Here is a 19,914-nt window from a genome sequence, read left to right as displayed (position 1 = left end):
GCGGCCGTCCGACGGCGCGGGTCGGTCATGCCGTCAGGGCCGTCAGGCGGTGCGGCCGTCCGACGGCGCGGGTCGGTCATGCCGTCAGGGCCGTCAGGCGGTGGGTGCCGGCGTAGACGTTCATGGAGGCGCCGCGGAGGAAGCCGACGAGGGTCAGGCCGTTGTCCTCGGCGAGGTCGACGGCGAGGGAGGAGGGCGCCGACACCGCGGCGAGCGCCGGGATGCCGGCCATCACCGTCTTCTGGACCAGCTCGAACGAGGCGCGCCCGCTGACCACGAGGACCGTGCCGCGCCACGGCAGCAGCCCCGCGCGCAGGCCGTGGCCGACCACCTTGTCCACCGCGTTGTGCCGCCCCACGTCCTCCCGCAGGCACAGCAGTTCGCCCGCCGAGGAGAAGAGCCCGGCCGCGTGCAGCCCGCCGGTGGCGTCGAAGACCCGCTGGGCCGCCCGGAGGCGTTCGGGGAGGGCGGCCAGCAGCTCCGGGGTCAGGCGCAGCGGGTCCTCGGCGACGGGCCACGTCACCGTGGTGCGCACCGCGTCGAGGCTGGCCTTGCCGCACAGCCCGCAGGAGGAGGTGGTGTAGAAGGCGCGCTCCAGGGAGGCGTCGGGGGCGGGGACGCCGGGGGCCAGCGAGACGTCCACGACGTTGTAGGTGTTGCCGCCGTCGGCGGACGCCCCCGCGCAGTACCGGATCGCGGCGATGTCGGCGGCGTGGCGGACCGCTCCCTCGCTCGCCAGGAAGCCGGCGGCCAGGTCGAAGTCGTCGCCCGGGGTGCGCATGGTGACGGTGAGGGGGCGCCCGCCGACCCGGATCTCCATCGGCTCCTCGGCGGCGAGGGTGTCGGGGCGGCGCTGCGCCGCCCCCTCGCGCAGGCGCAGCACGGGGCGGCGCACCGTCACTCGGCCCATCGGTGGCTCCTTAAGCGCTGTGGGGTGGTGGGGTCTGGGGGTGGTGAGGTCTGGGGGTCGAAGCGTCGTCGAAGCGTCTCAGGTTTCCTCCCCGCCCGTCGGGCGGGGCCGGTGGTCACCAGCACGGATCGTGCCAGGCGTCCAGGTCGAGGCGCTTGGCCATGGAGCCGAGGTCGAGCCGGCGGGCCTCGCCGCAGAACTCCGCCGCCGGCACGTCGTACTCCACGTGGAAGACGGCCTTGCCCGCCTCGACGAACGGGATCAGCAGGTGGCACTCGTCGTAGGCGAAGCACTCCTCGTTGACGGCGAAGTCGAAGTCGTCCACGAGCTGCGGGATCTGCGCCAGGTCGTTCTTCAGGCCGACGGCCAGCCCCCGCTCGTGGGCCAGTTCGGCGATCATGCGGTTGTAACGGAGCTGGTCGGCGGGGGTCAACGGGAAGCCGGTGTCGTTGGCGTAGCCGTCCACGAGGTCCGGCTCGACGGCGTCGAAGCCCTTGTCCCGGCACATGTCGAAGCGGGCGGCCATCAGCGGGCGGAGCGTGTCCCGTCGGCGGATGTCGAGCCAGCGTTCGCCGTCCCAGCCGTTGCCCCGGCCGAGCACCTCCTCGGGGAAGGCGTCGGCGTCGGGGCGCCAGTCCTCGAAGGCGCCCACGTTGACGTAGCAGATGACGCGGACGCCGCGGTCGTGCAGCCGCGCCACGACGTCGGCGTCGTGGTCGAAGCCGTCGATGTCGTAGACCGGGACGTCGACCCCGGTGTCGAGGCGGCCGGTGAGCTGCCAGTGCCAGGCGAGGCCGGGTTCGGGGCGCCACCGGTCGTCTGTGGGACCCGGCGGCTCGGGCGGCGCGTCGCCGTCCGCGGCGCCGTCGGCGATCACCGCTCCCCAGGCCAGCAGCGCCGCGAGCGCGAGGAGCGGCGCGAGGCGGCGGGCCGTGAGGCGCCGGCGCGGGGAGGGCGTCGCCGTCATGCCGTCACCCCGCTCGTCGCCGCCAGGGTCTCGGGCAGGGCGTCCCACGGGTGGGGTGGGGTGCCGGGGACCGCGCAGCAGACGGCGGCGCCACGGCGGGCGGCCAGGGCCAGGGCGGCGGCCCCCTCCCCTGGGGGCACCGCGTAGACCAGGTGGCACAGGCGGCCCGGCGGCATGCGGCGCGCCCACAGCGGCGGCGGCGCGGCGGCCCGGTAGCCGTCCCAGGGCCCCTCGAAGGTGACGAGCAGTTCGGCCACGCGCGCGAAGCCGGGGTGGGGGTGGCAGCCGGGGTTGAGGGCGAGCGTGCGCATGCCGGCCCGCCGGCGGGCGGCGCGGGCGAGCCGGGCGAAGCCGGGGAGCGCGCGGCGGTTGGCCGGCGACTGGTCGAGGAAGGCCGCGTCGACGCCGTACCAGCGGCGGTAGCGGCGGAGTTCGGCGACGACCTCGGCGGCGGGGCGGCGCCCGTAGGCGGTGTCGGCGTACCCGAAGAGCCGCACGCCGGCGGCCCGCAGCCGGTGGGCCGCCTCGGCGAATCCGGGGTCGGGGGCCGGGCCCGCGCCGCTGGCGGGGTTGAGCACGACGCCGTGGAGCGCGGGCGCGGCCTGTCGCAGCAGCCGCCACGCCTCGGGGCGGGTGGCGGGGTGCTCGTAGAGGGGCACGAGCAGGCGGACGCGGGCCGCCACGCGGGGCGCGCCGCGGGCCGGCCGCGGCCGGGCGGTGCGGGTCCTGCGGGTCATGTCTCTCCCCCTGTCGTCTCGGCGCTCACGCCGGTCCCGCCGTGCGGGCCGGCCCCGCCGCACGGGCCGATCCTGCCGCACGGGCCGGTCATGCCGCCTGCCGGGCCGACCGGTCCGGGTGCCGGGTGGTGCTCACCGGTGAGCCGTGACCCGGCTCAGGTGCAGCCACGCCGCCGTCGGAAGCACGGCCGCGGCGACCGCGCACACCACGAGTTGGGCCACGACCACGGAGGCCGTGGGCAGCAGCCCCGGCAGCTGGACGACGGCCGCGGCGCCGCAGACCGTCGCCGCCGGCAGCGGCCGTCCGAAGGACTGCAACAGCAGCACCGCCCAGAGAACGGCGCCCAGCAGCAGGAGTACCACGAAGCGGGCCCCGTGCGGCGCGGGGCCCTGGGACCAGAGGGCCGCGCAGGCCAGGGCCAGCACCGCGAGCGCCGCGAGGTACGTGACCAGGCCCAGCCCCAGCTCCAGCGCGACGGCGGTGCGGAAGGCGCCGATGCTGGTGTGGCGGCGCAGCCGCTGCCGGGCGCGGACCCGAAAGCGGGCCAGCAGCCACTCGGCCGGGCCCATGCTCAGCGTCAGCCCGAGGGCGGTGGAGGTCGCCGCGGCGCCGCGCTCGCCGTCCCCGATGACCTCGGCGAGGATGGCCAACGTCACCAGCAGGCCGGTGCCGAGGCCCAGCAGGCCGTAGGGCACGGAGGCCGCGAGCGGCGGGGAGGCCGCGGCGGCCGGGCGGCTCTCGCCCCGCTCCCGTGCCAGGTGCCGCGCCGCGAGCGCGGCGACGGCCGTCAGCGAGGCGAGCAGCAGCGTGGCCCGCAGGAGGGTCGGCAGAGCGAACGCGAGGTGCGCCACGCCCCCGGCGACCAGCGGGGACAGCGCGAGCAGCAGCGGGAACTCCTGGCCGAGCACCAGCAGCGCGGTGGCGCCCGCGAGATAGCACGCCTGCCCGAGCGCGAACAGCCACACCGCTCCGCTGACGTGCTCCCCGAAGGTGGCGGTCGCGCTCGCGGCGGTGGCGGAGGCCGCGGCGCCGGCGGCCCCGCCGAGGGCGAGGGCACGGACGGCGGCGTCCCGGTCGCCGAGACCGAGCCAGACGTAGGCGCGGTGGGACAGGCCCTGGTTCCACGCCCAGCTGGTCAGCGCGCTGACCAGCAGCACCGGCGCCCCCGCCGGCAGGCCCCCGTCGCCCGCGCCCTCCGGGGAGGACAGCAGGGGGCCGCCGATGACGTACGCGAGGGCGGGGAGCGCGAAGAGCAGGCCGCGCAGCGCGCAGCGCAACGGGTCGGGCGCCAGGCCGGTGTCGGCGTCCGGCGGCGGCGCCGGGTGGTGACGCCTGGGGACGCGGAGGTACAGCTCCTCGGCGAGGGCGAAGGCGTCGGGGAAGCCGTAACGGTCGCGGACGCGGGCGTCGTTGAGGCCCTCTGCCTCCAGCAGCGCGGCGACCTCGTCGGGGTGGACGGCGGCGGCCACGTCGTCGTGAAGCCGTTCGCAGAGCGCGGTGAGGGGCTCCTTCTCGTGGCCGTCGGGGGCGGCGTCGCTCACGACGGGCACCCCTCCCGCGCGCCGGCCGTCGTGGGGCGGGCGCCGGGCGGCGACGCTGCGGGCGGGTCCGGCGCGTGCGGCGGCCGGGGCGGCGTGCCGAGTTCGTCGTAGATGCCCAGGAAGTTGTCGATCAGGCTGCGCAGCGCGAACTGGTCGATCACCCGCCGGCGGGCGGCGGCGCCCAGCGCGGCGCGCCGCCCGGGGTCGCGCAGCAGCGCGGCCGTGGCCTCCGCCATGGCCGCGGGGTCGCGGGGCGGCACCACGAGGCCGGCGTCGCCCGCCGCCTCCCTCACGCCGCCGACGTCCGTGGAGACGGTGGCGCGGCCGCAGGACATGGCCTCGATCAGGCTGTAGGGGAAGCCCTCGCTGATGCTGGAGAGCATCACGACGCTGCCGGCCGCGTAGGCGCGGCTGACCTGGCTGACGCGGCCCTCGAACGTCAGCCCGTCGGCCACGCCGAGGGTGGCGGCGAGCTTGGCGCAACGGTCCCGGTACTCCTCGCCGCCGGCGGGCACGCCGCCGAAGAGCCGCAGGCGCAGGGTCGGGAACGCGGGGCGCAGCAGCGCGTAGGCCCGGATCAGCGTCTCCAGGTCCTTGATGGGGTCGACGCGGCCGGCCCACACGAGGGTCAACGTCGCGGGTTCCGGGCCCGCCTCGGGGAACGCCTGCGGGTCGACGCCGTTGTAGACGGTGCGGATCCGGTCGGGGTCGGCGCCGCCGCGCTCCTCCCAGCGGCGGTTGTACTGGTTGCAGGGGGTGACCAGGCGGGCCCGGCGGTAGCCCTCGACGGCCAGGCGCCGGTGGAAGCCGAGGAGCAGCCGCTTGACGGGGGTGCCGAAGGAGGCGCCGCGGTGGCTGAGGTAGCGCTCGCGCAGGTACACGCCGTGCTCGGTGAGGAGGAACGGGGTCCCGTCGAGGCGTTGGGCGACGAGGGCCGGCAGCACGGCGAGGCCGCCGCTCACGGCGTGGGCGATGTGGCCGTCGGGGATCCGGACCGCGAGCGGGCGGAGGTGGTGTTCGAGGAGGTCGGTGGCGGTGAGGGCGTCGTGCAGGGTCGGCCGCGTCGCGTGGTCGCCGCCGTCCCCGGGTGGTGTGGCCGCGTCGGCGACGGGGTCCGCGAGGGGGTCCGTGAGGGGGTCCGTGAGGAAGCTGGTGAGGCCGGCGGTCGTGGCCTCCCCGCCGCCCGCGCCGCGCCCCGCGCCGCCGCCCGTGGCCTCGCGCGTCGCGAGGGCGCGGGCGAGCGCGGGGGTGGCGGCCGGCGCGAGCGCCGTGGCCAGCAGAGGGCTGGCGGCGGCGGGCGACCGCGTCGCGGGCGACGGGCCCGTCGCCCACCTGTCGGTGAGGGTACGCAGCGCCGCCTCGGTGCGCAGCGCCGCGCTCAGCCGCCCCTCGCGGGCGAGGACGGCCAGCTCGTACAGGCCGGCGGCGAACCGCTCCTGGGCGGGCCCGTCGGGCGCCTGGTCGTCGGCGTCGAGCAGCGCGTCGAGGAAGCTCCCGTAGCTGGCGAGGAAGCGCCGCCGCGCCACGCCCCACAGCGGCGGGTGCGCGGTCCCGGGTGGGACGCCCCAGAGCGGGACGGCGGTGTGGCGGCGGATGTTCGGCGGCAGCTCCCACGCCACGGGCTCCCGCCCGGTCGCGGTCAGCGAGAGCACCTGGAAGTCGACGTCGGGCATGCCGCGCACCAGTTGGTCGCACCAGGTGCTGACGCCGCCGTGGATGTGGGGGTAGGTGCCCTCGGTCAGCATCGCGACGCCGCGGCCCGTGGGCGCGGAGAGGACGGTGGTGGGGGCGGGGGCGGAACGCGAGGGCTCGCGTGGGTGGGCGCTCATGGTGGGTCCCCAGGGGATGAACGGGTGCAACGGCGCGGGTCGTCGTGGTCGTGTCCCGGCACGGGCCGCCAGGCCGCCCCCGGACCGCGGCGGCCGTGCCGGGACGGGGCGCTATCTCAGGGCGCCGGAGAGCGAGGAGGGAGCGGAAGGGGCGGAGGGAAGGGTGAGGAGGAGACCGGCCGTCCCGCCGTCGGTGTGCGGCGTCCGGCCCGGCGCCGACCAGCCGGCACGGGCTCCGGCGTAGGGCTCGGCGAACGGAACCGTCCCGCCGTCCCCGCCGCTCTCGCGGCTCTCGCCGTCCCCGGTGAGCACGGTGGTGCCGGCGGGCACGGTGGCGGGCACGGCCACGTCGGCGGCCTCGCCGCCGTCGGCCGCCTCGACGGTCACGGTCACGCCCGAGCCGATGCGGTAGGCCGTGACCCGGTCCTCGGCCAGCGCCCGTCGCCAGGCCGCGCGCCGCGCCATCTCCTCGCCCGCCTCCCGCTGGCTCGGGTTGACCAGCGGCGCGCTCTCGCCGAACAGCGCGTCGTAGCGGGCCAGGAGGCGGTCGAGCACCGGGTAGAGCAGCCGGTCCTCGGCGAGGTTGGACTGGTGGACGTAGTGCGGACGCGGGTCGCCCGCGAGCACGTGGTCCAGCGCGATGCGGGACTCCGTCGGAACGATGTACCCCTCGAAGCCGGTCTCCGGGTCCAGGGGCTCGGGGAGGCAGGAGTCGTCGCTCTCGCAGGCACCGCTGCCGCCGTCCTCGGTCCTGGTGTAGATCCAGTTGTAGAGGTCGACCTGCTCGGCCTCGGTGCCCGTGTTGTAGAAGATGTTCATCGGGTGGCGCGGCACCGTCAGGGCCTCGCCGACGGCGCGCTGCTCCGTCTCCAGGGAGTTGTCGCTGGCGATCCAGCGCACGCCGTTCTCCGCGAGCGCCGGGGCGAGGTTCGGGTTGTCCTCGGGCTGCTCGGGCGCGCGGGCGAGTCCGGAGTGCTCGCCCGTGACGAGCTCGGTGGCGTCCACCGTCACGTCGTGGGCGGCGGCCCAGTCGAGGTTGCGCCGGATCTCCTGGGCGATGGTGTCCTGGTCGACCCAGCGGGTCGAGCCGTCCGGGTTCGTGGCACACCGCCAGGGGTCGACGGAGTAGTCCCGCACGCAGCCGAGGAAGAGGTGGCCGTAGGTGTGGTTGAGCCAGCGGAAGCTCTCGCGGGAGGCGAGCATCTCCTCGGCCAGCGGGTCGACGCCGCCGTTGGCCTCCCGCCACTCCTCGCCCAGCCCCGCGTTGTAGGCCATGTCGAGGTGGAGGCCGTTGTCCCGCTGCCACTGCTCGGCGTTCCGGGCGTCGTCGGCCGTCATCCGGATCGGGGGGTACCGCGCGGGGGTGGCGGGGCAGCCGGCGTCGCCCGCGGTGCAGTCGTGCTCGGCGCTCCAGCGGCTGTCGCCGCCGAGCACGTCGTCGATGTGGACGGAGAAGTAGTACCGGCTCTGGCCGAGCCGCACCCCGTCGGTGAGCCAGTCGACGATGCCGCGGGCCAGGAGGTGGAACTGCTGCTGGTAGGCGTTGTAGTCGAAGGTGACGACCAGGTCGCGCAGCCCGCCGTCGTGGACGTACTCGCCGACGAGGGACCCGTGGGCGTCGGTGCCGGGGATCGGGGCCTGGAGCAGGCTCGTGTAGCTGTGGCCCGGCGGCAGCTCGGCCAGCGGCACGGCCAGGGCCGCGTAGCTCTCGGCGATGTCCGGGTCGAGGTCGCCGAACGGCACGGGTCCCTCCAGGTAGCCGAACGGGCCGGCCGCGCCACCGCCCTCGGCTGTCACCTCGGCGGTCATGCCGTCGAGGGTGCCGACGTACCCGGGCTCGGAGGGCCAGTTCAGACCGACCTCGGGGGTGGGGTAGACGTAGGCGTTGACCCGGGGGATGTCGAAGCGGGCGCGGTAGTCGGCCAGCGCCTCGGTCTCGGCGGCCGTCAGCTCGGCGGGCGCCTCGTTGGGAGCGACGACGCCCTGGAAGCGGGCCCACGGCCGGCCGCCCGTGGCGGTGTCGGTGCCGCTGAGGAAGGCCGCGTCGATCCGTCGGCGGTCGGGGTCGGTGAGGTCCACCGCCGTGAACGGTGTGCCGTCGTCGGTGAGTTCGGCACGGATCGCCGTCGTGGCGGGGCTGCCGTCGTCGAGGAGGAGGACGCGCAGGTCGACGCGGGGCACGTCGTCGGGCGCCGGCCTTGCCAGCGACCCGGCCCCGGCGCCGCCGGCGGGGAGCGCGAGCACCGACAGGCAGGCCGTGATCATGACGAACGCCAGCCAACGGGGTGTCGGCTGGCGCTCCGTGCGGCGGGGGGCGGAGGGGCCCCGTCGGGGCGGCGGATGCACGGCGCCGGCCTCGGCGGATCTGGCGTGGCGGCGCGGTGTGCGGCGGCGGTGGAACCGGGAGAGGCTGCGGGGCGTCCTGGCTCTGATCATCGGTCAACTCCCACGGTGACAGTTCGACGGCCGCGCCCGGTGGGGTCGGCTCGACCGGCTGACGGCTGGCTGTCCGGAGCGACATGTCGACAGATGTGCACACTGTGGCGACGAGGAAAGCCAGCAACAGGATGGGGCGGTTGGGCCGTGCCGTCGAGGACGACCGGCCGGCTCCGGCCATCCCGGAGCGGGTTACTCGTCGGTGACCGCCACCGTCCGACCTTCCGGTGACCGGATCGCCACCCCGCCGTGAGCGCGGCGCGGCCCAGCGTGCGCGGCGGACGGGCACGGTCCGCGGTCGTCCGGTCACGCGGACAGTGGCATGTCTCGGCCACCGGGCCGGGGAACGCGCGCGGTGGCCGACATCAGACCGGATTGTTACGCCGCATTGCCGGCGGTGGCCCGTGTGGTGACGGGCGCCCGGCACGGCCGAGGGCCGGCGCCCGGGTCCTCTCCCCGGCCGCCGGCCCTCGTTTCTCCCCTCCCCCGGGGGACGGGCGACGCCCCGCGCCTACAGCGTGCGCTCCAGGCGTTCGGCGAGGAGCTTCGTGAAGCGGGCGGGGTCGGCGGGCTGGCTGCCCTCGGCGAGCAGCGCCATGCCGTGGATCAGCTCCGCCATGGCGGCGACGTCCGGGTCGTCGGCGCGCTCGGCGTGGGCGGCGCGCAGCCCCTCGATGAGGGGGTGGGACGCGTTGATCTCCAGGACGCGCTTGCTGACGGGCACCTCCTGCCCCATGGCACGGTAGATGTTCTGGAGCGCGGGGGGCATGTCGCCGGCGTCGGAGACGACGCAGGCGGGCGAGACGGTCAGGCGGGAGGAGAGCCGCACCTCCTTGACCTCCTCGCTCAGCCGCTGCCCGAGCCACGTCAGCAGCTCGGCGTACTCCTGCTGCCGCTGCTCCCGTTCGGCCTGGCGCTTCTCCTTCTCCTCCTCGTCGCCGCCGAGTTCGGCCTCGCCCGTGGCGACCGAGCGCAGCTCGTGGCCGGAGAACTCGTGGACCGCGCCCACCCAGACCTCGTCCACCGGGTCGGTGAGGACCAGCACCTCAAGGCCCCTGTCGCGGAACGCCTCCAGGTGCGGCGAGCTCTCCACGGCGGCCCGGGACTCGCCCGTCACGTAGTAGATGTGCTGCTGCCCCTCGGCCATGCGCTCGACGTACTCCTGGAGCGTCGTCGGCCTCTCGGGGTCGTGGGTGGTGGCGAAGGTGGCGGCGGCGAGGATCGCGTCCTGGTTGTCCTGGTCGCTGAGCAGGCCCTCCTTGACGACCGCGCCGAACTCCCGCCAGAACGTGGCGTAGCGCTCGGCGTCGCGGGTTCGCATCTCCTTGAGGGTGGCGAGCACCTTCTTGGTCAGCCGGCGGCGCATCAGCCCGATCTGGCGGTCCTGCTGGAGGATCTCGCGGGAGACGTTGAGCGACAGGTCCGCCGCGTCGACGACGCCGCGGACGAACCGCAGGTACTCCGGGACCAGAGCCTCGCAGTCCTCCATGATGAGGACCCGCTTCACGTAGAGCTGGAGTCCGTGCCGGCCGCCGCGGGTGAAGATGTCCTGCGGCGCGCGGGCGGGCAGGAAGAGCACCGCCTGGTACTCGAAGGTGCCCTCGGCGCGCAGCGGGATGATCTCCAGCGGCGCGGTCCAGTCGTGGCTGATGTGCTGGTAGAGGGTGTGGTATTCCTCGTCGGAGACCTCGCTCCTCGGGCGGGCCCACAGCGCCTTGCGGGAGTTCAGCGTCTCCGGCTCGGGGGCCGACTTCTCCGCCGCGCCGGCCTCGTCGCCGGCCTCGGTGCCGGCGTCGGCGCCGTCCTCTGCTCCCTCCTCGGCGCCGGCCGTGGCGGTGGTCTGGGGGAGCAGCCTGATGGGCCAGGTGATGAAGTCGGAGTACCGCTTGACGATCTCCCGGAGCTTCCAGGGCTCGGTGTAGTCGAAGACCTGGTCCTCGGTGTCCTCGGGCTTCAGCCGCAGCGTCACCGAGGTGCCCTGCGGCGCGGACTCGACGGTCTCCAGGGTGTACGTGCCCTCGCCGGTGGAGGTCCATCGCGTGCCGACGGCCTCGCCGGCACGGCGGGTGAGCAGGGTGACCTCGTCGGCCACCATGAAGCTGGAGTAGAAGCCGATGCCGAACTGGCCGATCAGCTCCTCGCCGGGCGCGTTGCCCGCCTCCCGCAGGCGCTTCAGGTACTCGGCGGTGCCGGACTTCGCGATGGTGCCGATGAGCTCCACGACGTCCGCGCGCGACATGCCGACACCGTTGTCCCTGACCGTCAGGGTGCGGGCCTCGCGGTCCGTCTCCAGGGCGATGTGGAGGTCCGACACGTCGACGTCCAACGCGTCGTCGCGCAGCGCCTCGATGCGGAGCTTGTCCAGCGCGTCGGAGGCGTTGGAGACGAGCTCGCGCAGGAACACGTCCTTGTTGGAGTAGATCGAGTGGATCACCATGTGGAGGAGTTGGCGGGCTTCCACCTGGAACTCGAACGTCTCGGTCGACATGGTCGTCGGATTCCCTCGTCTTTCCTCGGGCTCGGACAGGGTGCGCCGATCATGATATGGGCGCCGCCCGCCCGCGTGCCGGGGGTGAGGGGGGCGTGCGCGGCACGGGTGAGGACCCGCGGCGGGGACGTGGCCCGCCGCGGGCCCCTTCAGGTGGTGCGGGTGGCGCTAGTTCGGCGAGTGGACGTTGTCACGGTTGTAGTCCCTGGTGGCACCCCGCACGTACAGCGGTGTGGAGGTGCTGCCGGAGAAGTACTGCTCGATGGAGCCCTCGAACGGTGTCGACGAGGGGTTACGGCCGTACACGTCGGTGTAGACGGTGGTCGGGCCGTTCGAGCTGAGCGTGATCATGCCCGGCCGGTACTCGCGCAGGGTGCCCTTGAAGGGCGAGCGCGGGTCGTCGAACGCGATCCGCTGGCCGGTCTGCTGCTCGATCTGGCGGACCTGGTCGCAGTACTGACCACGGATGCCCTGGTAGCAGAGGTCGACCTGGCGGGCCAGGCGGTTCGGCTGGCTCGCGTCGTAGTAGCGGCTCGGGTTGAGGACGTACCACAGCGACTGGAGGTTGAAGTTCACTCCCTGGCCGTTCACCGACACGTCCGAGAACCAGAACTCGTGCAGGTCGTTCGTGTCGAACGGGATCATCGTGCCCGTGATGGGCTCGAAGTGCGTGAGCCCGTCGCGGATCGCCTGCACGCAGGCGGCGTCGGTGATGAGGCGGCCGAGCGTCCGGGTGTCCGACGGCGAGTCCGCCGGGACGGCGGGGCCGACGTTGGTGAACTTCGAGCCGAACGGTCCTGGGCAGTCGGTGGCGCCGAAGCCGCCCGGACGTCCGTTCGGGATCATCCCGGTGAACCTCGCCTCAGCGGTCTGCCCGTTGTTCTGACCGCACCGCTGGTGGAAGATCAACTCGTGGACGTTGTTGGTGAACGCGTCCGTGGAGTGCGTGCCCTGGTGGAACTTGAGCAGGGTGTCGCACGTCGCGACGGTGGAGCCCTGCGGGGGGAAGAAGCTGGTGCCGTTGTCCCCCTGGATCACGTTCTGGTTGTTGACCGCGAGGACCTTGTGTCCAACGTGGTCCTCGTGGCGGTGACTGCTCTCCGAGGTCGACTCCATCAGCACCTCGGCGGTGTAGCCGAAGGCGGGCCACCCGTCGGTCGAGAACAGTTCGGAGGTGCGCGGGTCGTCGCCGTGCTCGTGGCCGAAGGTGCATCCGCTGGCGTCCCTGGTGGGGTGCCAGGTCGGGTAGACCTTGCCGTCGGGCCCGTACGTCCAGTAGCGCGCGTGGATCTCCTTGGAGCACTCGCCGGCTCGCGGCGTGTACCCCTTGTCGTTGTTCTCGACGATCAGGTCGTACGCCATGCTGGTGGGCGCGTCGGCCGGCGGCAGCGCCTGCCCCCACTGGGGGTTCTGCTGCAGGAGCCCGGCCTCCGGGCTGTCGGAGCCGGCGGTGCCGGCGTGTGCGGAGAGGGTGGTGCCCGCGAGACTGGCGATCGCCAGGAAGGCCGCGGCCACCCACAGTCGGGGCTTGAAACGGTGTGACTGCATTCGGGGTCCTCCAGTAGGAGTGCGCGGGACGGCACGCCCTGACGCCCTGACAGATGTCATGGACATGCCAAATTCGCACTGAAGGTGGTCGGAAGACGACGAGGCCACATGGCATCGAAGCAGCCCCCGGGCCTCGACCCTGGCCCCGATACATTGGTGCGCCTGCACCGTATCTGAACGCCAGTTCTACGCACAAGCCCTTTCTAGCCTCTCGTCACACACGACCGACAGGCTGCGGAACCGTTTCGGACGGGGACGGTGACCGCACCTGCCGTCGCCGTACGCGCACGTTCCGTCAGCTTGAGGGTGGCCACGACACCCTGACGGTCCCCCACCCCGGGGCGCGGGCGAGAAGCCCGAGGAGGGTGACGGAACGGTCGACGCGGTCCCACGCGTCAGTCCGGTCCCTCCCGTGCCCTCCCGTTTCCGTGCGCCCGTCCGCGCTCGGCGCGTCCGGCTTCACGGACCGTGACGAACAATTCCGGGGGCAACGTGCAAACGCGCGGCGTCGACGCGACCGTCGAATTCCCCCGATATCGAAAAACCCGGCCTTCTCCGCGAGAGGACCCCACCGATTTCACGCGGCCGGATCGCCGATAAGGGCCCGCCCACCCGGGCGGGCCTTCTCCGCGCGACGAGAAACGGAAGTGCGGCGCGTCCGCGCGACAGCGTTCCGGCAGGGCGGGCCCGGAGGGCCGGAGCTCAGCGGCCGGCGACCACCTGCCGCTCCTCGCGCCCCCTGCCCCGTTCCTCGCCCGGGGACCCGCTCCCGCCCGCGCACCTGCGCATGGCCTCCTCCGCCAGGTCGGCGAACCGGTCCCAGGCGCGGGCGCTCTGCCGCGCCAGCCGCACCACCGTCGACAGCGCGTGCTCGGGTAACGCGGTGACGACCTCCTCCTCGTCGCCCGTCACGGGCTGCGTGTGCAGCAGCCGCAGCAGGCGGCGGCCCGGCTCGCGGTACCGGATCGAGGGGTCCCGTCCCAGGCTGCCCAGCAGGGCGCGGAAGTCGGCCAGCCGCACCATGACCGACGGCTCGACGGCCTCCCGCCCCTCGGCCGGGCCCGCCGGCCAGGGCGTCGCGACGGTCGCGAGCAGGCTGTCGGGCAGCGGGTCGAGGCCACGCCGCAGCCGGTCCCGCACGTCCCTGACGGTCCCGGGGGAGATGCCGGCCGCCCTGGCGACCTCCCGCAGCGTCGCGTTCGGCCGCTCCGTCAGCAGGCGGGCGGCGATCCGCCGGCCGACGGCGCTGCTGATGGGCCTGACCCGGCCGTCGAGGCCGAGGCGGCCGACCCGGCCGACGACCTCGCCCGGGGCCTCGCCGGGCGCGGCGGTGCGCCGCAGCCGGCCGATGGTGCTGCCCGACAGCCCGACCGCCCTGCCCACCACCCGGTCCGACCAGTCCGGATGGGCCCGCAGCACCCGTGCCGCCGCCGCCTTGCGGTCGGCCAGCGACAGCGGCAGGCCGTGCGCGGCGTTGGCCGCCACCGAGCGGAGGACGGCCTCGATGTTCGAGTCGTCGTACACCCTGGCCCTGATGACCGCCTCGCCCCGCAGGCGCGCGGCCTCCACGCGGTGCACGCCGTCGATGATCCGCATCGAGCCACGCTGCACCGCGATCGCCGGCAGCTCCTCGTACGCCTCCAGCAGGAGGCCGACGTGGGCGGGGTCGACGCCCTCCTGCCGTGGCCAGACGGCCGGTCTCAGCGAGGCGAGGGGCACGAGCCGCTCCCGTGGGAGGGCCCCCTGCTCCCCGCCGCCGGCCGGGCTCACCCGGGCCACGGTCGCGTTGTCCGGGGACGGGCCGTCGTGAGAGGAAGAGGAGGAAGAGGATGTGCGAAGGCTCTTTACCGACCCCAAAATGTCTTCTCCCTTTGGTGCCCCAAGCCCATCGCGCGGCGCGTCACGCGAAGGGCGGGAAGGCGCCGTGCGCGCGGGGTTGGGAAATGCCGGTTCGGTGTTTCGGATGATCCCGCGGCCGGCTGGGGCTGCGGGCAATCGACGGGAGGGCACGGCGGCGATCCGGACATGCGGCCACAGATGAGGATGCCCCAGCGGCTGTGCGGGAGCAAGAAGCCGGGGAATCCGGTGGCGGGAATGCGGCGGGTGACCCCGCCTCAGGCACCGTGCTTAGATGACCGCGTGCGTGAAACTGGGATTCTCATGGAGCGGCTGCGCGAGGCCGGGTTCCCGGCCCGGTCGGTGACGCGGACCGCCGGCGGCGTGGTCGCCGTCGCGGGCCTGGCCACGCTCGACGACGACAGCCAGGTGTTCGCCAAGACCCTGCTCGGTCCGGACTCCGACCTCTTCGAGGTCGAGGCGGCCGGACTCGTCGCACTGCGCGAGCGCGGCGGCGCCGCCACCCCGGGCGTCCTGCGGGCCACGCGCAACGTGCTGGTGCTGGAGGCCATGCGCCCCCGCGTCGACGACGAGCGGTACTGGGAGGGCCTGGCCCACCTGCTCGCCCGCCTGCACACCTCGACCGTCTCCGACCGGTTCGGATGGCACCGCGAGGGCTGGCTCGGCCGCATGCGGCAGGAGAACACCTGGGACACCGACGGCCACGCCTTCTTCGCCGAGCGGCGGATCCTGCGGTGGCTGCGCGAGCCGCTGGTCGAGGCGGCGTTCGACGGCGAGGAGCGCCGGGCGTTGGAGCGGCTGTGCGCGGCGCTCCCCGAGCTGGTGCCCGCCCGGCCGCCGTCCCTGACCCACGGGGACCTGTGGAGCGAGAACGTCGTCGCCGACGAGTCGGGCGCCCCCGTGCTGATCGACCCCGCCGTCTCCTACACCTGGCCGGAGGTCGACCTCAGCATGCTGTGGTGCTCACCGCGCCCGCCCGCCGCCGACCGGTTCTTCGCCGTGTACCAGGACCTCGCCCCGCTGGAGGACGGCTGGCAGGAGCGCATGCCCCTGCTCCACCTCCGGGAGCTGCTCAGCGTCATCGCCCACGATGACGACGACTGGGGCGCGGCCGACGCCGTGCGGAAGGTGATCGCCCCGTTCCGACGCGCCGTCGGCGGGGCGGTGTGAGCGGTGTGGTCCCGGCGCGGTGAGCCCCGCCGGGGCGTCACGGCGCGCGTTCGCCGCCGTCGTCGGTCGGTGCCGTGGCAGGGCCGCCGCCCGGGGCCGTCGCGGCGAGACGGGCCTGGCGCGCGGCGCGGCGGGGCGCGTCCACGGACGCGAAGTGGCGGCTGAGTTCGGCCGCCAGGCGCCTCCACCCGGGGTAGTCGGCGTACTCCATCGAACAGGGCAGGAGGCCGAGGGCCGGGTCGGCGGTGTCGATCCGGCCGCCGTGCCGCTCCAGGTGGGTGAGGACGGCCCGGGACTCGCCGGGCACGGAGCGGTGCAGCAGCCGCCACTCGCCGGACTCGTAGGCGCTCACCCGTCGGGCCAGGCGTCGCCGCACGGACGCCGTCCACTTGAAGTGGTGGACCTGGGCGTGGAGTTCGGCGACGGGTGCCGGGCTGCCGTTCCACGCGACGTGCTGGCCGAGGTCGAGTTCGACGGTGCCGCGGGCGAGCGTCACCTTGGTGGCGCGGGCGTTCAGCAGGCGCGTGGTCAGCAGGCCGGCCAGCGGGTACTGGCGGTGCAGCGGGACGGGGCCGCCGTGGGGTGCGGGGCCCGTCAGGCGCCCGTCGGCGGCGACGCGGTCGAGGATGGCGCCCTCGACGTGGTCGTGGCCGCGCCGTTCGCAGTGGGCGACGACCTCGCGCAGCGGGCGGTCGTAGACGTGGAACTCGTCGAGGTCGGCGACGACCCACCAGTCGTCGGGGTGGGCGGCCATGACCTCGCGGATCAGCGCCGCGTTGAGGTCCTCGTGCCAGGGGCTGACGCAGAGGCGGACGAACTCCAGCCCGGCCCGCCGCATCACCTCCCTCGAGCGCGGCAGCGAGGGGTCGTCGCGGCGCTCGACGTGCCGGACGACATGGAAGCGGTCGACGCCGAGCCGGCGGTAGTGGGCGAGGGCGTAGGGCAGCAGGGTGGTGTCGCCGCCGACGACGGAGACGAAGCGGACCGTCACGCCGTGGCCCGCCCCTCGCGCTCGCTCCCGTGGGGCCCGCCGCGCCGGGCGGTGACGAGGAAGGTCCTGATCTCCCTCTCCACCAGCGGGCTCGGCTCCCAGACGGGGTCGAGCCCCACCTCGCGCAGCAGCCCGGTGACGGCGGCCAGGCGTCCGTCGAGGTCCTGCACCTCGGCCACGACGCGGTCGACGCGCGCCCAGTCCGCCGCGTCGAGGCCGCGCATCACGTCCATCTCGGCCCCCTCGACGTCGATCTTCAGCAGGTCGACGCGGCCCTCGCGGGGCAGCCGCCGGGAGAGGCGGTCGACGGGGGCGGTGACCGGCGTGCCGCGGTGCTGCTCCTCGATGTCCTCGTCGGGGTACCTCCTGGCGAGGACCGCGATCTGGAGGCCCTTCTGGTCCGGGTAGCGCGTGGAGTTCCCCGGCAGCCGGGGGTAGTAGGTGAAGGTGACGGCCTCCTCGGCGACGCGGCCGAGGCCGCACCCCTCCACCCGGACGTCGGTCAGCCGGTGCAGGGCGACGTTCCGCTCCAGGACGCGCCGGGACTCGGTGACCGGCTCGAAGGCGAGGACGCGGGCGTCGGGGTGGCGGGCCTTGGTGTAGAGCGTGAACATGCCGATGTTGGCGCCGACGTCGACGACGAGCGCGCGCGGGGGCAGCGGCATCCCCTCGTAGCAGCCGTGCTCGAAGATCTCGCGGTACTGGAACCGCGCCTCGTGGGGACTCTGGGCGTACAGCCGAAGGCCGTTCGCGAAGGTGGTCAGCGTCGGTAACGTCACCCCTACCCTCCGTCCTGGTCTGCTCCGGTGTGAGTGTCGGGGCGCCCACGGGCGGTGTCAACGAAGGGCCTGGCCGCCCCCGGCCGGGGCGCCGGGCCGTCAGGGCGCGCCCTGTGCGGGGAGGTCCGGATGGGGAACACTGCCTTCTCGGCGTCCGTCCGCCGTGGGAGGGAGGGCCCGATGGGGTCGGCCACACGCATCGGCTGGTTCCTGGCACACGAGGAGTGGCAGCCCGAGCGGCTGGTGGAACAGGGCCGCGCCGCCGAGGCGGCCGGCTTCGAGGCGTTGCTCGTCTCCGACCACCTCCAGCCGTGGGTCGACGAGGGGGGAGCCGCCGGCTTCGGCTGGGCGACGTTGGGGGCGCTGGCCACGGCCACCAGGACCGCGACGGTGATGTCGGCCGCCGTCTGCCCCCTCTTCCGCATGCATCCGGTGCTGGTGGCGCAGGCGGCGGCGACGGTCTCGCGCCTGGCGGGCGGCCGGTTCGAGCTGGGCGTCGGGATGGGACAGGCGATCAACGAGGCGCCGCTGGTGGGCCCGTTGCCGCCGTACCGGGAGCGGATGGCGCGCATGGCCGAGGCCCTGGACGTCATGGGCCCGCTGCTGCGGGGCGAGGGCGTCGAGGGGCACGACGGGTTCTACCCGGTGTCCGCGATGCGGCTCCACAGTCCGCCGCCGGCTCCGGTGCCGATCCACCTCGCGGCCTCCGGGCCCCGCTCGGCGGCGGTGGCCGGCCGGCTGGCCGACGGCGTGATCACCTCGGTGAAGGACCCGGCCCGCACCCGTCGGGAGGTGGTGGACGTGGCCAGGGCCGCGGCGCGGGCGGCGGGCCGGCCGTCGCCACGGGTGATCCTCACGTGCTTCCTGGTGTTCGCCCGCGACGAGGAGGAGGCGTTCGCCGCGCTGCGCCCCTGGCGGGGCATGCGCACGCCACGGCGGCTGGTGGAGAGCGACCCGGCGCGGCTGCGGCGGGACGCCGAGGCGTTGGGCCGGGAGGAGGTCCTGGCCCGCTTCCCGCGGTACGACGACCCCGGGCGGGTCGCCGAGCTGTGTCGCCGCGTCGTCGAGGAGGTCGAGCCGGACGTGCTGGCGCTTCAGGTGGCCTCGCCGGACGGGCTCGTGGCGATCGAGCGACTGGGTGGGGCGTTGGGGCTGCGGGGGTGAGGCGGAAGCGGCCGCGTCGGGCCGTTGCGCGTCGGGCCGCACCGTGGCCGCGTGGGGCGCCGCGTCACCGGGCCGAGGGCAGGACGCCGAGGAGGGCCCTCTCCGTCTCGTCGATCATCCGCTCCCGCGTGAAGCGGGCCAGCACGAGCTCCCGCGCCCGCCGGCCGAGCCGGGCGCGTTCCGTCGCGTCGGCGACGAGCCCGAGCAGCGCCCGGGTCAGGTGCGCGGGCTCGGGCGAGGGCACCAGGACGGCGACGTCCGGCTCGCGGACGAGCTCTTCGACGCCGGGGAAGTCGACGGTCAGCAGCGGCCGCCCGGCGCTCATCGCCTCCAGCATGGCGAGGCTCAGGCCCTCGCCCGAACTCGGCTGGGCCACGACGTCGGCGAGCGCCAGCACGTCCGGCATCCGGTCGAAGGTGACGCCGGTGTCGACGCGCACCACCTCCGTCAGGCCGAGGCGGTCGATGTCCTCCCGCAGCCGCCGCGGATAGTCGCCCGAGGAGGAGCTGACGGCCCCGACGACGAGCAGGCGCGTGCCGGGATGCCGCCGGTGCACGGGGGCGAACGCCTCGACCAGCTCCCTGATGCCCTTGCGGGGCTTGAGCTGCGCGGCGCAGACGACCACCACGTCGGAGTCGGCGTAGCCGTGGTGGCGCCGCAGGGCGGTGGCGTCCCGGTCGGGTCGGAAGGCGGTGACGTCCACGCCGTGCGGGATGAGGCGCGTGACCTCGGCCGAGCCGTGCCGGCGGGCGCGTTCGGCGTAGTTCTCCGAGCAGGCCAGGACGAGCGTGGGGCGCAGCACGCCGTGCGCCACCCGCAGGCGGGCGCTGCCCAGCGCCTCGGACTCCGGGGCGTGCTCGTGGAACGTCGCCACCCAGGGGATGTCGCGCTCGACGGAGATGGTCTTCCCCGCCAGGGCGGCGTCGAGGGAGTTGGTGAGGACCAGGTCGGGCGCCGCCTCCTCGACGCACGCGGCCAGCTCCGGCATCAGGGAGAAGGCCGCCTGCTCCCAGAGGACCTTGCTGGGGTCGGCCAGCAGCTCCCGGTACCGGAAGAGCCGTCGGACCGTCACCCCGCGCGGGTCGCCGGGGACGGGGCGGCCGTCGGCCGCGTCGCGGGGGGCGTCGGTCACCACCGTCACGTGGTGGCCGCGGGCGGCCAGTCCCTCGGCCACCACGTGGGCGTAGGTCTCCGCCCCGCCGGTCGTCGGGTGGAAGCTCGACGCCATCAGAATCACCCGCATGCCGCCTCCGTCCACGCCGTCGTCGGGCCGTGCTCGTACCGGTCCGGAAAGGCTACGGTCGGCGGGCCGTTTCTGTCATGAAACGGTCACATGGCGCACCCCGGGGGCCGCCGCGGCGACGCGTCGGCGCGCGGTCGGGAATTTGACGGCCGCACGTGCGCCGACGGATCGTAACGAACCGCGGGAGCCGCCGCGGGTCCCGCGAGGCTCCTCGCGGCCCCTCCCCCACGACGCGTCCGCACCCACCGCACAC

Annotated in this window: 14 protein-coding genes; 2 read left to right on the top strand and 12 right to left on the bottom strand. The window is 74.8% G+C overall.

Annotation, left to right across the window (positions count from 1 at the left end; translation table 11 throughout):
• Positions 1-76: 76 nt before the first annotated feature.
• From fdhD to ACTWP5_RS13145, 9 genes are all read right to left on the bottom strand, one after another.
• Positions 77-910 (bottom strand): formate dehydrogenase accessory sulfurtransferase FdhD, encoded by an 834-nt coding sequence (gene fdhD / locus ACTWP5_RS13185; protein WP_443221081.1) that lies wholly within the window; start codon positions 908-910, stop codon positions 77-79.
• Positions 911-1,025: 115 nt separating this feature from the next.
• Complete coding sequence (locus ACTWP5_RS13180) at positions 1,026-1,877, bottom strand: endo alpha-1,4 polygalactosaminidase (protein WP_443221080.1); 852 nt, start codon at positions 1,875-1,877, stop codon at positions 1,026-1,028.
• Positions 1,874-2,614: a spherulation-specific family 4 protein gene (locus ACTWP5_RS13175; protein WP_443221079.1), complete on the bottom strand. Its 741-nt coding sequence runs from the start codon at positions 2,612-2,614 to the stop codon at positions 1,874-1,876. The genes ACTWP5_RS13180 and ACTWP5_RS13175 overlap by 4 nt, the downstream gene beginning before the upstream one ends.
• Positions 2,615-2,746: 132 nt before the next feature.
• Positions 2,747-4,156: a hypothetical protein gene (locus ACTWP5_RS13170; RefSeq protein ID WP_443221078.1), complete on the bottom strand. Its 1,410-nt coding sequence runs from the start codon at positions 4,154-4,156 to the stop codon at positions 2,747-2,749.
• Entirely contained in the window at positions 4,153-5,985 is a 1,833-nt protein-coding gene (gene pelF, locus ACTWP5_RS13165; RefSeq protein ID WP_443221077.1) for a GT4 family glycosyltransferase PelF, read from the bottom strand. The genes ACTWP5_RS13170 and pelF overlap by 4 nt, the downstream gene beginning before the upstream one ends.
• A 111-nt stretch (positions 5,986-6,096) precedes the next feature.
• Positions 6,097-8,421: a hypothetical protein gene (locus ACTWP5_RS13160; RefSeq protein ID WP_443221076.1), complete on the bottom strand. Its 2,325-nt coding sequence runs from the start codon at positions 8,419-8,421 to the stop codon at positions 6,097-6,099.
• 511 nt (positions 8,422-8,932) lie between these two features.
• Positions 8,933-10,909, bottom strand: a complete 1,977-nt coding sequence (gene htpG, locus ACTWP5_RS13155) for a molecular chaperone HtpG (RefSeq protein ID WP_443221075.1) — start codon at positions 10,907-10,909, stop codon at positions 8,933-8,935.
• A gap of 168 nt (positions 10,910-11,077) precedes the next feature.
• Positions 11,078-12,457, bottom strand: coding sequence for a hypothetical protein (locus tag ACTWP5_RS13150; protein ID WP_443221074.1), 1,380 nt, complete (start codon positions 12,455-12,457; stop codon positions 11,078-11,080).
• A 702-nt stretch (positions 12,458-13,159) separates the two neighbouring features.
• On the bottom strand, positions 13,160-14,236 hold the full coding sequence (locus tag ACTWP5_RS13145) for a hypothetical protein (RefSeq protein WP_443221073.1): 1,077 nt from the start codon (positions 14,234-14,236) through the stop codon (positions 13,160-13,162).
• A gap of 360 nt (positions 14,237-14,596) precedes the next feature.
• Here ACTWP5_RS13145 and ACTWP5_RS13140 point away from each other — a divergent pair, with 360 nt between their 5' ends.
• A complete protein-coding gene (locus ACTWP5_RS13140) occupies positions 14,597-15,484 on the top strand; it encodes a fructosamine kinase family protein (RefSeq protein ID WP_443221072.1) in 888 nt (295 codons plus the stop codon).
• A 37-nt stretch (positions 15,485-15,521) separates the two neighbouring features.
• Here ACTWP5_RS13140 and ACTWP5_RS13135 read toward each other — a convergent pair whose 3' ends face one another.
• Together ACTWP5_RS13135 and ACTWP5_RS13130 are read right to left on the bottom strand one after the other, a co-directional pair.
• A complete protein-coding gene (locus tag ACTWP5_RS13135; RefSeq protein ID WP_443221071.1) occupies positions 15,522-16,475 on the bottom strand; it encodes a glycosyltransferase family 2 protein in 954 nt (317 codons plus the stop codon).
• Positions 16,472-17,254, bottom strand: coding sequence for an FkbM family methyltransferase (locus ACTWP5_RS13130; RefSeq protein ID WP_443221070.1), 783 nt, complete (start codon positions 17,252-17,254; stop codon positions 16,472-16,474). The genes ACTWP5_RS13135 and ACTWP5_RS13130 overlap by 4 nt, the downstream gene beginning before the upstream one ends.
• A 180-nt stretch (positions 17,255-17,434) precedes the next feature.
• On the opposite strand from ACTWP5_RS13130, the gene ACTWP5_RS13125 reads away from it, so the two are divergent.
• Positions 17,435-18,418 carry an LLM class flavin-dependent oxidoreductase gene (locus ACTWP5_RS13125; protein ID WP_443221069.1) on the top strand — a complete coding sequence of 328 codons (984 nt, stop codon included), beginning with the start codon at positions 17,435-17,437 and terminating at the stop codon, positions 18,416-18,418.
• A 64-nt stretch (positions 18,419-18,482) separates the two neighbouring features.
• On the opposite strand, the gene ACTWP5_RS13120 is transcribed toward ACTWP5_RS13125, so the two are convergent.
• On the bottom strand, positions 18,483-19,661 hold the full coding sequence (locus tag ACTWP5_RS13120; protein WP_443221068.1) for a glycosyltransferase family 4 protein: 1,179 nt from the start codon (positions 19,659-19,661) through the stop codon (positions 18,483-18,485).
• Between the last annotated feature and the right edge of the window lie 253 nt (positions 19,662-19,914).

Origin of the sequence: Streptomyces sp. 4N509B, from assembly GCF_052245655.1 — a bacterium.
Taxonomy (GTDB): Bacteria; Actinomycetota; Actinomycetes; order Streptomycetales; family Streptomycetaceae; genus Streptomyces.
This window is presented reverse-complemented; position numbering and strand designations above follow the sequence as displayed.